This window comes from Bacillus sp. Marseille-P3661, from assembly GCF_900240995.1.
Taxonomy (GTDB): Bacteria; Bacillota; Bacilli; order Bacillales; family Bacillaceae_J; genus OESV01.
This window is the reverse complement of the sequence record NZ_LT965956.1, coordinates 433729-449127: the sequence shown is the minus strand read 5'-3', so window position 1 is coordinate 449127 and position 15399 is coordinate 433729. Positions and strand designations below refer to the sequence as shown.

The 15399-nt window shown below is 34.8% G+C and carries 15 protein-coding genes; all 15 read left to right on the top strand.

Features of this window, described 5'->3' with window-relative positions:
- Positions 1 to 404: 404 nt before the first annotated feature.
- Positions 405 to 1892: a sensor histidine kinase gene (locus C1724_RS21095; RefSeq protein ID WP_142386580.1), complete on the top strand. Its 1488-nt coding sequence runs from the start codon at positions 405 to 407 to the stop codon at positions 1890 to 1892.
- Complete coding sequence (locus tag C1724_RS21090) at positions 1889 to 3433, top strand: response regulator (RefSeq protein WP_102348741.1); 1545 nt, start codon at positions 1889 to 1891, stop codon at positions 3431 to 3433. The genes C1724_RS21095 and C1724_RS21090 overlap by 4 nt, the downstream gene beginning before the upstream one ends.
- Positions 3434 to 3530: 97 nt before the next feature.
- The gene (locus tag C1724_RS21085) at positions 3531 to 4607 is read left to right on the top strand and encodes a TRAP transporter substrate-binding protein (RefSeq protein ID WP_102348740.1); all 1077 of its coding nucleotides are present in this window, start codon (positions 3531 to 3533) and stop codon (positions 4605 to 4607) included.
- A 96-nt stretch (positions 4608 to 4703) separates the two neighbouring features.
- Entirely contained in the window at positions 4704 to 5162 is a 459-nt protein-coding gene (locus C1724_RS21080) for a TRAP transporter small permease (RefSeq protein WP_180994386.1), read from the top strand.
- Positions 5159 to 6454: a TRAP transporter large permease gene (locus tag C1724_RS21075; protein ID WP_180994385.1), complete on the top strand. Its 1296-nt coding sequence runs from the start codon at positions 5159 to 5161 to the stop codon at positions 6452 to 6454. Before C1724_RS21080 ends, C1724_RS21075 begins: the two co-directional genes overlap by 4 nt.
- Positions 6455 to 6469: 15 nt before the next feature.
- Positions 6470 to 6892, top strand: a complete 423-nt coding sequence (locus tag C1724_RS21070; RefSeq protein WP_102348738.1) for a hypothetical protein — start codon at positions 6470 to 6472, stop codon at positions 6890 to 6892.
- A gap of 4 nt (positions 6893 to 6896) precedes the next feature.
- Positions 6897 to 7871 carry an MBL fold metallo-hydrolase gene (locus tag C1724_RS21065; RefSeq protein ID WP_102348737.1) on the top strand — a complete coding sequence of 325 codons (975 nt, stop codon included), beginning with the start codon at positions 6897 to 6899 and terminating at the stop codon, positions 7869 to 7871.
- A 6-nt stretch (positions 7872 to 7877) separates the two neighbouring features.
- A complete protein-coding gene (locus C1724_RS21060; protein ID WP_102348736.1) occupies positions 7878 to 8636 on the top strand; it encodes an SDR family NAD(P)-dependent oxidoreductase in 759 nt (252 codons plus the stop codon).
- A 19-nt stretch (positions 8637 to 8655) separates the two neighbouring features.
- Positions 8656 to 9471: a hypothetical protein gene (locus tag C1724_RS21055; protein ID WP_102348735.1), complete on the top strand. Its 816-nt coding sequence runs from the start codon at positions 8656 to 8658 to the stop codon at positions 9469 to 9471.
- A 12-nt stretch (positions 9472 to 9483) separates the two neighbouring features.
- Positions 9484 to 10425: an alpha/beta hydrolase gene (locus C1724_RS21050; RefSeq protein WP_102348734.1), complete on the top strand. Its 942-nt coding sequence runs from the start codon at positions 9484 to 9486 to the stop codon at positions 10423 to 10425.
- Positions 10426 to 10445: 20 nt separating this feature from the next.
- Positions 10446 to 11375, top strand: coding sequence for a dihydrodipicolinate synthase family protein (locus C1724_RS21045; RefSeq protein ID WP_102348733.1), 930 nt, complete (start codon positions 10446 to 10448; stop codon positions 11373 to 11375).
- 67 nt (positions 11376 to 11442) lie between these two features.
- Positions 11443 to 12612 (top strand): mandelate racemase/muconate lactonizing enzyme family protein, encoded by a 1170-nt coding sequence (locus C1724_RS21040; RefSeq protein ID WP_102348732.1) that lies wholly within the window; start codon positions 11443 to 11445, stop codon positions 12610 to 12612.
- A 255-nt stretch (positions 12613 to 12867) separates the two neighbouring features.
- Positions 12868 to 13017 carry a hypothetical protein gene (locus C1724_RS25800; protein WP_180994384.1) on the top strand — a complete coding sequence of 50 codons (150 nt, stop codon included), beginning with the start codon at positions 12868 to 12870 and terminating at the stop codon, positions 13015 to 13017.
- Between the two features lie 299 nt (positions 13018 to 13316).
- Positions 13317 to 15014, top strand: a complete 1698-nt coding sequence (locus tag C1724_RS21035) for an L-aspartate oxidase (protein ID WP_102348731.1) — start codon at positions 13317 to 13319, stop codon at positions 15012 to 15014.
- Positions 15001 to 15306, top strand: a complete 306-nt coding sequence (locus C1724_RS21030; RefSeq protein WP_180994383.1) for a 2Fe-2S iron-sulfur cluster-binding protein — start codon at positions 15001 to 15003, stop codon at positions 15304 to 15306. Before C1724_RS21035 ends, C1724_RS21030 begins: the two co-directional genes overlap by 14 nt.
- Positions 15307 to 15399: the final 93 nt, after the last annotated feature.

The window sequence follows — 15399 nt, the reverse complement described above, 5'->3', positions numbered from 1 at the left end:
AAAAACAGACACGGGTATAATGTTGCAAAATCCTCGGGTCTAATTGGCATGGAGATGCAAGGAGCAATGGCAATATTCGCAGTAAATTTAAAAAGAATACTGAAGTTAATGGATTAAGTAAAAGAATTATACAGTCAAAAAATCAAAAAAAGACGACTCAATAAATTCAGTTTTTGAATTTGAGTCGTCTTTTTCTGTCTGTTATCCTTGATACTTTGAAAAACCGTCAGGTTTTTCAGTGCCCTCAGTTGATTGGGGCCTTTTTTCTATTTAGGGACACCAATCATAAACAATTACTAATTTAATTTATATCTAAATATACTGTCGAATATTCAAAACTTTCAAATAAATCATGATAGTATATAATTAAAATGGTAAATGATATAAATTTGGGGTGAAAAATATTGAAGAAAACAAAGACTATCAGATTCAGTTTAATAATTATTTTCTTAACACTTTCATCTGTTTTGTTTACTGTCATTCTAGTCTCCAATTATTCTAATAGAGAAATTAGACTTGAGTACAACCAGTACGTGAAAACAAACAGTGAATTGAATACGCTTCCAATTAAAATAAATGATATTGCAACGAGATTTGATATTTTGTTAAGGAAAAAGGATGAAGACACATATCTACAAATTCAAGCATTAAGTAGGGAAATTTCTACTATATTAGATTCCATTGAGGTAGATATCGAAAATGATAACAGCAGTCTTATGCACTACAGAATGCTATTAAATATGCATCAATATATCCAAGAACATGTTGAAAAATTATCTGTCAATCAACAATTTACGAGTGAAAGCTATGCAGATGTTAAATATATCAAAAGTTTATTTCCATATATGAATAGCTTATCACAGCTTTTAATAATGTCGTATTTAGAATACAGCAGTAACGAGTATGCAAGTATCATGGAAAATATTAAGGAAAAGCAAGCGACAATAAATTTGGTTCTCATTTCATTAGGTTTAATAAGTATATTGTTTGCTTTAATGGTTTCAAGAGATATTTTTAGAACATTGGGGGAGCTTTCAAGAAATGCCAAATTACTTGCTGATGGAGAATGGCACATCCCTGATATAAAACAAAATAACTATCAGGAGCTAGATTATGTTGCGAATGCGTTTAATAAAATGAAAGAGTATATCATTATGTATATGAATCAATTGAGAAATAAAGCAGAAATTGAACGTCAATTACATAATCAGAAACTATTAACGGTAGAAAAGGAAAAGTTACTCAAAGAGTCACAGCTTCGTAATTTACAGATGCAAATGAATCCACATTTTTTATTCAATACATTGAATATGATTGGTAGAACCGCGATGCTAGAGGATAATGAAACGACAGTAAAATTAATTGAGTCAATTTCAGTTATGTTACGCTTTAATCTTGAAAGTGAGGGGAAATTAGTTCCATTAAAGGAAGAACTGAAAGCTTTACATGGCTATTTATTTATTCAGGAAATGCGATTTCAAGACAGATTATCAATTTGTATAAATGAGACAGACAATATTGATGATTTTTTAATCCCGCCAATGAGTCTTCAACCCATTGTAGAAAATTGTTTAATACATGGCCTTAATGGTAGTGTAACAGAAGGAAAAATTGATATTGATATAAAAGTTCATGAAAATTATGCACAAATTGCAATTTCTGATAACGGTAAAGGAATTGGCAAGGAAAAACTAGATAAAATCTTTCTCGCCTCTTATGAAGACGATGTAGAACAAAAGAAGAATAGTATAGGGTTAGTCAATGTTAGAAAAAGGCTTGAACTTTCATTTGGTAAGGGGAATTTATTGCAAATTGATAGTACCGTTAATAGCGGGACAACAGTTCAAATAATATTACCAAAAGAAAAAATCAAAAGTGAGGGGATTGCATGATACGAGTAATGATAGCTGAGGATGAAGTAATTGAACGTAAATCAATTGGTGTTCTTCTCACTAAATATTTTAGTGAAAATATCATTGTAGTTGGTGAAACAAGCAATGGTAAAGAAGCGCTTGATCAGGCGCTTGAGCTTAAGCCAGATATTATATTAATGGATGTTAGCATGCCGGTAATGGATGGTTTACAATCTTCAGAACATATTAAACAGAAACTACCAGATTGTGAAATTATTATAATGACAGCGTACAGCTATTTCGAATATGCTAAGAAAGCTATTCGTATAGGAGTGACAGATTATCTAGTAAAACCTTACCCTAATGAGCAGTTTCAAGAATCAATAGAACGTTTAATTACTAAAGTTAATAAAAAAAGAAATGAAAGTAAGCATCTGAATGAATTAATAAGTAAAGCCGAAAATCTTTCTTACCTCCTAAAAAGAGACATGATTATGGATCTTGTTCACTCCAGAAATATATCACCCTCTCAATTACAACATTATAAGAATATTTTAAGTATACAGGACGTGGAATATGTTTGTATTGTTTATAGGACGATAAAGGGAGCTACATTTAGTGATCATATATTAGAACAGGCATTAGAAAAGTATAAAATGATTACCAAACATATTTTAGGTTTTTACTTCTTAAGTGAATTAGTAGTCGTGCTTTTTTCAGATGGTACTAATAGCATAAAGGATGAAACTGCTATTAAAAATATTGGAAGTCAACTAAAGCAAGATTTAGAGAGCGACTATAAACTTTCAACAATGGTAGGAACAAGCAGTATTTATTGTAATCTGGCTATAATAAACAATTCTTATAGGGAGGCAAAGAAATATTTTTATTTTAAGCAATCCGGTGGGGTTGATTATATACAAAAATCTAATCTTTATAAAAAGGAAAATATTCTTTGTGAGAACATTATTAATGTCGAGGAACAAAATTCAATCAACGTATTGAATGAAATCTTTACAGAGGTCTCGGGAAAGGCTAATATGAATCAACTAAAAAACTATGCTCAACAGCTTTGCGTTTTAATTGAACGAAGTGTTATTCAATTTTATGAGGGGTATTTTAAATTGAATCAAATTGAAAATGTTATTAGAGAGATTGAACAAATTGGACAAATAGAAGACATTCAATTTTATTTAGAGGAAATAGTCACGGAAATTATTGTTTCTATTAAAGAGCAGAAACAGGACCAACATAATCGAATGATTGAACATGTTAAGAAATATTTGAATGAAAACTATATGGATTATGGAATATCGCTAAATCAAACTGCGGATTATATTGGGATTAGCCCTTTTTATTTAAGCCGCTCTTTTAAAAAACAGGTAGGAATTTCTTTTAAAGAGTACTTAACAAAAATCAGGATGGATAAAGCTATCTACTATTTAAAGCAAAAAAAGAAAAATATCCAGGAGATTGCACTTGAGGTAGGATTTGTTGATCCTAATTATTTTAGTAAGGCGTTTAGAAGATATTGTGGTGTATCACCTCGAGAATACATTCAGAACATTCACATAAAGTAAATGGTGCAAGAAATGACAGGTATAACAAATAATTACCATAGTTGTCAGAAAATTCAGATGTTAAAATAAAAATAGATCAATCAAAGGAGGAGAGTTAATGAGAAATAGGAATGTAAGGGGTTTCAATTATGTAGTTTTGTCAATGTTAGCACTTATCTTTGTTTTATCTGGATGCGGAGGCCAATCGACATCACAAGAAACAGCAAGTAATGTACCACAAAGTAATGTTGATCAACCTGCTGAGAAAACAGAGAAGAAGGAAAAAATTGTTCTTAAATTTGGTGAATTAAATCCAGATACTCATATTGTAACAATGTCTATTAAAGAATTTGGTAGAATTCTAGAAGAAAAGTCAGACGGACGGATAACTGTCGAGGTTTTTCCATCCGGTCAGTTAGGTGATCAACAAACAATGATACAATCCCTACAAATGGGAGCGCTTGATTTATATCGTACTAATCCATCGTACTTAGCAGATTTAGGAATGGAGAAAATGAATGTTCTCCATTTACCTTTCCTATTTAAAAATGTAGAGCATGCGTGGAACGTCATTGATTCTGATATTGGTCAAGAGTTTTTAGATGTTATTGATAACTCGGGTAGTAAAATGATAGGCCTTGGTTATCTTGCTGAAAGTCCTAGAAACTTCTTTTTCCGAGATAAGGTAGTTACTAAGGTAGAAGACATGAAAGGTCTAAAGATACGAGTTCCACCGAGCCAAATGTACTTAGATATTGTTGAGGCATTTGGGGCTAGTCCAACTCCTATTGCTTATTCAGAACTTTATAGTGCACTTCAAACTGGCGTAGTAGATGGAGCGGAAAACCCGATCGTTGGTTACTATACTAATAATTTTCAAGAGGTAGCGCCGTACTATACACTAAATGGTCATGAATTTGCACCTAGTGTTGTAATTGTATCAGAATTAACGTGGAATTCTTTAAGTGCAGAGGATCAACAATTATTGAAAGAGTCAATGAAAGAAACTGAAAAATACATGCGTCAATTAGCTCAAGAAAAAGATGAAGAAGCACGAAAATCCTTAGAAGAAGCTGGGGTCACAATTTCCGAGCTTGAAGATCCTGAAAAGTGGGTTGAAATGGTTAAACCGTTATACGAAAAGTATGGTGCAGATTATTTAGATTTAATTAATAAAATTCAGCAAACGCCTTAATAATAATTAAAAGATTATTAATATTACAGAAAGGGATTTTCCTAGAGAATGAATGGAGAATCCCTTTCCTTTAAAAAGACGAAAGTGGGGATACTAATGCTGGTAAAGGTATATGAAACATTTTTTTCTGTTGTATTTACAGTTTGTAAAATCATGTTAGCCCTACAGGTCATAATTACATCTTATATTGTCTTTGGACGATACGTGTTAAATAGTACACCACCATGGGGAGAACCGGCTGTACTTATGTTAATGGTTTGGTTTTCACTTCTTAGCAGCGCAATTGCATTAAAAGATAATACGCACATAAGAATGAGTGTCATTGATTTAATACTACCAAAGAGAGGACTTAAAATTTTCAGTCGTTTTTATTCTGTGCTGATCTTCGTGTTCGCAGTATTTATGATTAAAGCAGGCTATGAATTAATTCAATTAACGTCCACAAGTATTATACCTGGCTTGAAAATTTCTTCAGGATGGCTATATTCATCCGTATTGGTTTCAGGAGTATGTATTATGATTGCATTGCTAGGGAAAGTGAGGAAACTAACATGATTACAGACCCAATTGCAGTAACAATTCTTTTAGCCACATTTTTAGGGTTGATTATACTTGGGTTTCATATTGTTTTTGCAATAGGTATCGCCACTATTGTGACTACGATGTATATTGATATCCCCTTAATGACTGTTGCACAAAATATGGTTAAAGGTGTTAATGTGTATGCTCTTATGGCTGTCCCTTTTTTTATCATTGCAGGAGAAATAATGGGTTCTGGCGGTATCTCAAACCGTCTCATTGAATTCAGTAATGCGCTTGTTGGCTGGGCTCGAGGAGGATTAGCACAAGTAAATATAGTGGCGAGTATGTTCTTTGGAGGTATTTCTGGATCATCTGCAGCAGACACCTCCTCTATAGGTTCTGTTTTAATTCCAATGATGAAAAAATCTGGTTATGATTCAGAGTTTTCAACCTCGGTGACGATGACAAGCTCTGTACAAGGAGTACTAATTCCACCGAGTCACAATATGGTGCTATTTGCATTAGTAGCGGGCGGGGTCTCGATTGGAGAGTTATTCTTAGCAGGCTTAGTACCAGGGGTATTACTGGGAGTTGCCTTAATGATTTATGTGTATGTATTAGCAATTAAACGAAATTATCCCGTTGGCGATAAATTTAATTTAAAAATTGCTGCAAAATCTTTTTGGAGGTCGATCCTAGGACTTGGGACTGTTTTTATTGTAGTCGGCGGAGTTATCTCAGGTATTTTTACAGCTACAGAATCAGCTGCGATTGCAGTAATTTATGCCTTAATTGTTACGTTTTTTGTTTATAAAGAGATTCCTCTAAAGGAGCTTAATGGAATACTTGGAAGAAGCATTATGACTCTATCAATAGTAATGATATTGGTAGGAACTTCTAGTGCATTTGGCTGGCTTATTGCCTATTTAAAAATTCCTGCATTTATATCAGATAGTATTTTAGGTTTTTCCGATAGCAAAGTTGTAGTGTTGTTAATAGTTTTAATATTGCTACTTATTTTAGGTATGTTCATGGACATGGCGTCTCTCATACTAATTATGACACCAATATTGTTACCAATTGTAACTCAGGTAGGTGTTGATCCAGTACACTTTGGAGTCATTATGATGTTAGCTTTAGGGGTTGGGTTGGTTACACCACCCGTTGGATCTACATTATTTATTGGAAGTGCTATTGGGAAGGTGAGCATTGAACGTTTATCCATATCAATGCTTCCATTCTATGGAATAATGGTCATTACACTTTTACTTATTACTTTTATTCCAGAGTTAGTATTATTTATACCTAAGTTGTTAATGAAATAAATGAGGTGTTAACCGGTGGAATATGAAATTAAAACTCTTTCATCTAAGATATTTGCCCAATATGGCGGCGTGATCAATGCTGGTGATGAAATGGGCTTTGAAGTATTTTTAAAGGAAAAAGAAAAAGTTGGATGGAGACTTGCGATCTCAAACATTAATAATAAAGTAATCGAAAAGTTAGCAAGACATCCGAATACAGTAGAATTCTTCAATCCTCTGCAAGGAATCGCGCTAATATGTGTTTCATGCACGTATAATCTGGATGATGTTGAGGTTTTTCTAGTTGATAAACCAATATATATTCACAAAAATATTTGGCATGCAACATTATCTCTTTCAGGGCATGCTACACTTGCTATTTGCGAAAATCTTGTTGTAGAGTCAGAGGAAATTACCTTATCTAGCCCCCTTAAGGCTGTCGTAAAGGAGGCTAGATAATAGAATGGAGCTTTTTCCTGGTATTCATCGCATTGAAGTTCATTATCAAGATCGTTACCTTTTCCAGCATATTTTAGTTGGGGATGATAATGTTCTTTTTATTGACTCGGGAGTAGCTACTACTCCGGTTAATAACATTTTGCCATATGTTGAGGAAAATAAATTAATAGGTGAACAATCCCAATTTTTAATAGTAACACACAATGATGCTGATCATTGTGGTGGTAATGCCAGCCTTAAGTCGTTTTTCCCGCAGCTTACAATTATGGCTCATCAACATGAGAGTGAGGATATGGAAGATCCGAATCGAACTTTAAAAAATAGATATAACGAATTGGCTCATTTGGGAGTTTCTTATAATGAGGATAGGAGTCTTCAGTTATTAAAAAACCTAGGAGAACGTTGTCATGTAGATATAAGTTTAATTGGTCAAGAGATGTTTCATTTGTCTGACGATTGGCAAGTCCAATTTTTGTACTCTCCAGGACATACCAAAGGGCACATGATCGTTTATGATCCGAAACATAAGCTCGCTGTTATTACAGATGCCATTCTAGGTAAAGGAGTTTACACAAGGGATGGAGCGTTAACACTTTGTCCTACATATCGGTATACAGATATGTATTTAAAGACTATAGAATTAATCGAACAATTAGAAGTTGACTATCTCTTAACAAGTCATTTTCCTCTAATTAAAGGAAAAAAAGAGATTAATAGGTTTATTAAAGAGAGCAAGCAATTCGTTGCAATAGTTGAAACATATATCTTAGATTCACTTAATAAAAAAGAAAAGCTAACCCTGAAAGATTTAATAGATGCCGCTGGACACAGGCTAGGAAACTGGCCAAGAGAAAAAAACTTTGATTTGTTTTACTGTTTACAAGGTGGTTTAGAGGAATTAGAGCGCAAAGGCTTAATTCAATCATTGGTATCGGAACAGATGGTTCTTTGGGTAAGGCATCACAAAGTGGAGGTGTAGACAAGAATGAAAACTGCTGTTGTAACAGGTGGTGGTTCAGGGATAGGAAAAGCCATTGCCAAGGAATTAGCACATGAACAATATCGAGTTGTGGTAGCCGATATCCATGAAGAAAATGCAATACATGTAGCCAATATTATTAATGAAAATGGAGGTGACGCGCTCCCTTTGTTTGTGGATCTTGCTGATGAACAATCCATTATTCACTTAATAGAGAAGACGATGAATGGGTCTGACTCACTTTCATTACTAGTTAACAATGCAGGGATCAATTTCAAATATAGTGTTGAGGATTGTCCCATAGATGAATTTGATAGATGTATTGCAATTAATCTGAAGGGGCATTATTTAGTTTCGAAACATGCTATTCCTTTTTTGAAAAAGGTAAAAGGAGCTAATATTGTAAATATTGCCTCCACTCATGCAATTCGAACACAACCTCATTACTTCCCCTATAATGCCGCAAAGGGTGGCATCATTAGTATGACGAAAGGAATGGCAATTGACTTAAGTAGTTATGGGATTAGGGTAAATGCAATATGTCCAGGGTTTATAAAGACCTCAATAATGGATCCAGCATTTTATGAGGAAGGTAGTTCCTTTATGAATAAAGTTCTACCTTATCATCCTGCTGGCCGTATTGGCCAGCCAGAGGATGTTGCGTATGCTGTTGCCTTTTTAGCATCAGAGAAAGCATCTTTTATTAACGGTGAAACACTTATAATAGACGGTGGAAGAAATGCATTAACCTATACCTTGAATTAATGAAGGGAGAGAAAGTTGAATGTTCCCGGCTAATGCACCACGATATATGCATATTTCAGTTGATGACGTTATTGAAATTTTAAGAGAGCTAGATCTAAATGGATATCAATCAGTGTGGGATCACCCCATATTTTCTATGTTCCAGAGACTTAACCAGCAATATGGTGCCGTTTTTTCATTATACAGTTTTTATGAAACAAATGATGGTCTGTGGACGCTTGACCACATGACTACTCAGTTTCGGGATGAATTTAGGCAAGCGTCACATTGGTTACGTTTTGGTTTTCATGGATACAGCTATAAAAGTGATTATGGCTATAGTGAAAATAGCATACCATGCCAAGTTGCAAAGAACCATTACACACTTGTTGTTAATGCAATTTGTAAATTCGCCGGCTCTTCTGCAATTGATACAATTCCAAGAATTCACTTCTATCAGGGGCAGCGTGAAACAGTAAGAAGTTGGAAGAGAAACCAGCTAGGGTTAAAAGGGTTACTTTCAGCAGATGATGGAAGGGACGAGGTTTATTATTTAAATCGAAAACAAAGGGAGATTTTGATTAGTAGTGATGATTATTATGATTTCGATGAAAAACTCTATTTTATCCACACAGATATAAGGCTTGAAAATGAATTAAATCCTGCCTTAGCATTAGATGCCAGACTTATTGACCCAGTGTATAAGAACCAACAGAGGATTCAATGTATTTTTACTCATGAGGATCAATTAAAACAGGAATCTATCAGAAAAAAAATCGAGGACTGTTGTAGATGGGCTACCGCTTATGACTTTCATTTTTTATTTCCTATGGATTGTCTACCATTTCAAAATTAAGGAGGAATTCTAGTGCCATTACATCCACAGATTCGAAGTTTTCTAAAGTCACAACCTCCTCAAAGTTCTAGCTATTCGCCAACAGTTGAGGAGCTCCGATTAAGAAATGCTGAAATGACAATCCCATTAGAAAGTCGACCAGCAATTTATTCATTGCAAGATGATGTAATTATTGGTGCTAAGCATGATCTTCCGATACGCATTTATACCCCAGAACCAGATGGAGAGGAAACTTATCCACTCTTGATGTTTCTACATGGAGGTGGATTTGTATTAGGGGATTTAGATACACATGATGTGATTTGTCGCAACATTGCCAATTATGCGAAATACAAGGTGATATCGGTAAATTATCGATTAGCCCCAGAACATCCTTTCCCAGCAGCAATAGAAGACTGTTATATGGCGTTAGAGTGGATTCATAATCATAGCAATGAGCTTGATGTTGACGCTGCTCGAATCTCTGTTGGAGGTGACAGTGCAGGAGGGAACTTGGCAGCAGCTGTCTGTCAGATGGGGAGAGATCGATACAATGTGAGCATTGCCAATCAGGTTCTTATTTATCCTGTCATCGATTATTTTTCTATTCACGATGATTGTCTATATGAATCATTTAAACAATATGACGAATTTGGTTTATCCCGATTACGAATGAGTGAATTTTGGAGGTATTATATAGGCCATTTAAATGATAAAAACAACCCTTATGCATCACCTATAAAAGCAAGTCATTTAAGAGGTTTACCTCCTGCTCTCGTTATTACAGCAGAATATGATGTCTTGTGTGACGAGGGAGAAAGTTATGCGCAGAGACTGAAACGTGAAAATATTGAAACGGTTCATAGAAGGATAAAAGGTGTCAATCATGGTTTTTTAAATCGATTTTACGAAATTGATCAATCGGAAGAGGTTTATCAACTAATTGCTAAATTCTTAAATCGAAATATTGAATAAAAGAAAGAGGAGGCTTTTTAATGAGCTATGTAGATTTTAGTAAAAGATTAGAAACTGTCTGTGGGATTAGTATAACTCCGTTTTATGAGGGCTCAAAAGAAATTAACTGGGATGGTTTAAAGGAAAACATTGAATTTTTAATTAACAATGGGGTTGAGGTCATTGTTCCTTGTGGAAATACTAGTGAATTTTATGCATTAACGCCTGAGGAAGCAAAAGAAGAAATAAAACGAGTTGTTGAAATTGTAGACGGCCGAGCAAAAGTAGTTGCAGGAATTGGGTATTCCCTTCATACAGCTATTTCTTTTGCACAATATGCGGAGGCTGTCGGCGCTGACGCTGTGATGATTCATACTCCTATTCATCCTTATATTACGGAAAGTGGTTTAACATCATATCTTAGAAAAATTATTGATTCTGTGAATATTCCTTCTATTCTCTATTATAAAGATCCGGAAATCAGTGACAATGTCTTAAAGGAGCTAGCACCCCTTGAAAAACTAGTAGGAATTAAATATGCCATAAATAATTTACCTCGTTTTGCAAAAATAGTTCAAGAGGTTCCTAAAGAACATAATGTCACATGGATTTGTGGGACTGCAGAAAAGTGGGCACCTTTTTACTTTAATGCTGGTGCAAAAGGTTTTACGTCTGGACTAGTAAACTTATATCCACAAAAATCGTTAGAAATGCTTAAAGCTTTACAAGAGAACGATCAAAATACGGTTTGGAACGTATGGAAAGAAATTTTACCCTTCGAAGATTTACGTGCAAAATACAATAATGGCAATAATGTTGTAATTATAAAAGAGGCTATGGAGTTACTTGGGTTAACAGCTGGTGTAACTAGAGAGCCTGTTAACCCTTTAAATAAACATGATCGAGAAGAAGTTGTTCAGTTGTTAAGAAGCTGGGGCTTCGAATTAAAGATTGATAAAGTAGCAAACTAATACCGGTCGGAAAAGTAACTTACAATAATTAATGGCCTTTCAAAATAGAATAGTAGGGGGAGTTAAGATGCAAATAATAGATTTAAGACTTACTGTTGTTGGAGTACCAAGACACACTGGTTTTGTTAATAAGCATGTTCTTATTGAGTTATTTACGGATGAAGGAATTACCGGAATTGGTGAGATGTCCGATTTTTCTCATTTACCAAGGTATACACCTGATGTAAATGATTTATCAAGAGTGTTAAAAACAATCTTGATAGGAAAAAATCCGTTTGATATATCATTAATAAATAAGGAACTTATCGATAATTTCCCAGAAGCTATGTATTATTATGAAAAAGGCAGCTTTATTCGAAGTGGTGTAGATATTGCATTGCATGACCTTTGTGGTAAGTATTTAAATGTTTCGGTTGCCGAACTGCTCGGGGGACGATATCAGGAAAAATTTAAGGTTTGCTATCCAATTTTCCGTCATCGATTTATGGAAGAGGTTGAGGAAAATCTGGCTGTTATTCGTAAGCGATTTGCTGAAGGTTTTAATGTTTTCCGATTATATGCAGGGAAAAATGTAGATGCAGACGAGGCATTCCTCGATGGAGTACAAACTGAATTTGGATCGAAAGTAAAAATCAAATCTCTAGATTTTAGTCATTTATTAGATTGGAAAGAGTCATTAAGAATTGTTAAGAGATTATCAAAATATAATTTTGAAATGATCGAAAGTCCTACCTTTAGAAATGATTTTGATGGCTTATATCATTTCCGCACACGTGTGGATCAACCAGTAAGTGAACATGTTTGGAGCTTTAAACAGCAACACGATATGATTAAGAATGATTCAGTTGACATTTTTAATATTTCTCCTGTTTTTATCGGTGGACTAACAGCTGCAAAGAAAGCTGCTTCAGCTGCCGAGGTTGCAGGAAAAAGTGTCCTACTAGGAACAACTCAAGAGCTTTCAATTGGCACGGCTGCAATGGCCCACTTGGGGGGATCATTATTAAATCTTAATTATACATCTGATCCAACAGGTCCAGAACTGTATACTGGCGATATTGTTCAAAATAAAATCCAGTATAAAAACGGCTATCTACATGTCCCAGATCGATCTGTTCCAGGATTGGGTATAGAACTCAACTGGGATCTAATTGACAAGTATAGAGTAGATGATCTTAGCTGGGGAGATGTAACCGTTCATCAGTTACAAGATCGGACCTCACAAGTAAAATCATAAATTAGTAAAACTTCATTTAAATTATTGATAATACTCCACTATAAAAAGGCTAACTATGTTTTCTTGAAAACAAAGCTCCTTTTTATAGTGGAGTATTCTTTTCAATATTTTGAAACTTTTGCGCTGATAATATATTTAGGTATTAATAAAAATTAGAATTTAAGTTAACAATATAAGTTAAAGATATTGAATTTATTTTTGTAGAAAAATTAAGAATAACTGTATTAATATTTCACCTTGTGGAGGTATGGTAACTTGGAAAAAAACAAAATAAATCAAGAGGATTTAATTCAAGATTTAAAAAACAGGGCAAATGAAGGAAAATATGAAATTAGTTCAACAGGTTTTGGATTGGAATCGGTTCCTAATGAAACGGATATTGAGGATAAAACAACTAACCAATAAGAAATACTTTGAAGGTCGCAGGTATAGTTTGCTAAAGACTTACTTGCACCTTTTTATGTTATTAGTTTATGTATATGTTTATATGACATATGCTCTATTAGCAGGTATGACTATAGGTGAAGTTAATCAATTACTATTATGAGTTTAGTAGCTTATTTGAGAAATAAAATTCCTTTTGTTACACTTAATGGAAACACATATAAGTATTTGAGAAATGAATTTTAGCATATTAATAAGTTACAGATTGTTATATATATATTTTACAATAAGTTTGTCATCATCATACAGGAGGTTAGGATGTGCAGAATAAAATACGTATAATCGAAACCGATATATTAGTTATTGGATCGGGTGGAGCGGGTTTAAGTAGTGCTGTATATGCAGCTCAATCGGGTCAAAGCGTATTGGTAATTGATAAAGGCGTTATTGGCCGCAGTGGGAACACCGTTGGGGCTGTTCAAATAGCTGGGGCAGGCCAATTCTCAGTGAGCAATGACAGTACTGAAACCTATTTTGAAGATATAATCGAAAGTGGTAGAGGCTTAGCCAATCCAGAGTTGGTTTCTATTCTAGTAAATAATGTAGAACACCGTGTTAATGATCTTGTTCAGTGGGGCTTAAAATTAGAGAAAGAGGATAATGGGAATGTTAAAGTTTATACTACCCCTGGACATCGTCACCCTAGAGGAATTAGTGCTAAAAATGGTAATACTGGCTTTAATATTTTAAAAGTATTGATTCAGCAAGCTAAAAAGCTTGCAAACATTAATCGTTGGAATGATGTCATCGTTGTTAGGTTAGTAAAAAACAATGAACGTGTAGCTGGCGCTGTTGTATACGACCTAGTTCATTGTGAGTGGGCTATCATCAAATCGAATGCAGTTGTCCTTGCAACAGGGGGAATAGGCCAGCTTTATCCTACTACGAGTAATCCGATTCAAGCTACCGGGGATGGGTTTTCGCTAGCGCTGCAGGCAGGAGTGTCTCTCCTTGATATGGAGCAAGTCCAGTTTTATCCTGTTAGTCTTGTTTATCCCGAATCAATTGCAGGTTTTTGTATTAGTTTTTATCACTTAGCTAAGCTATATAATAGCGATGGTGAGCGATTTATGGAACGATATGATCCGGAGAACCTTGAAAATGTAACAAGGGATACCTTAGCGCAGGCTATAGACTCAGAAATAAAAGCTGGACGAGGAACAGAGCACAACGGTGTATGGTTAGATGTAACACACTGTGCAGAAAAGATAAAAAAAGAACATTTACATGAATATAATTTGTGTCTAAAAATGGGACTTGATTTAACGAAGGACCGTGTAGAAGTAGGTCCGGCATCGCACTTTATTATGGGTGGAGTTCATACAGATACTGATACAGCAACTAACGTTGCAGGTTTGTTTGTGGCAGGTGAAACAGCTGGAGGACTTCATGGCGGAAACCGTCTTGTGAACAATGCGATTGCTGAATGTGTTGTATTTGGAGCTCGGGCAGGACTTTCTGCATCAGCATTCGCACAGAATAATGAGAACAATAGCTTTGTCGATCCAGTAACCGGGCTAGAATCATTGGTCCAAAGCTATAAAGCTAACTTCCCATTTAATGAAAAGGGGATATATCGACCTTTTCAGATCAAGGAGCGGATTCGATCTATTATGGGTCAATATGTAGGAGTTCGCCGTGATGAATTAGGATTATTAAAGGCCCAAGAAGAATTAGATCATGTACAACAAATGTTGGTCGAAATAAAAGTGGTTGGTGGGGACCAACCATTATCTCGCGATGTTTTAGATTATTTTGAAGTATCCCATATGATTGAAACTGCAAAAGCCATCATTGGATCTGCATTATTACGACAGGAGTCAAGAGGTGCACAATATCGCTTAGATTATCCAAAAGTTGCTGAAAATATTCAACATACAACAGTAACAAATGTTGGAGGGAGACTTCAATTTATGAATTTACAGCATTATGGGGGACTTAAAAATGTTAAAGGTTAAAATTTCCCTCCCTAATGAAGAGGGACAACAAATAGAGAAAAACTTTGAAGTAGATTTGAAAACCGGGGCTACAGCCTTACAAGTACTTGAAACTATTTTTAAAAATGAAGATCCAACACTAGTATTTAGATATTCGTGTAGAATAGGTTTGTGTGGAACTTGCTCAGTAAAAGTGAACGGAAAAGCTGGTTTAAGCTGTATGCAACAAGCGGTACCAGCTGAGGACGGGATAATGAAAATCGAGCCTATGTCTCGCGGAAAAACGGTTATTGGGCTAGTTAAAGAGATTTAAAGTTATTAAGTATACTTGAATTGAGAATAGTATCCCTTTGAGGGAAAATTTGTCTTGCTTTAATCTATCTAGTAGGTTAATATTGAACGTAAG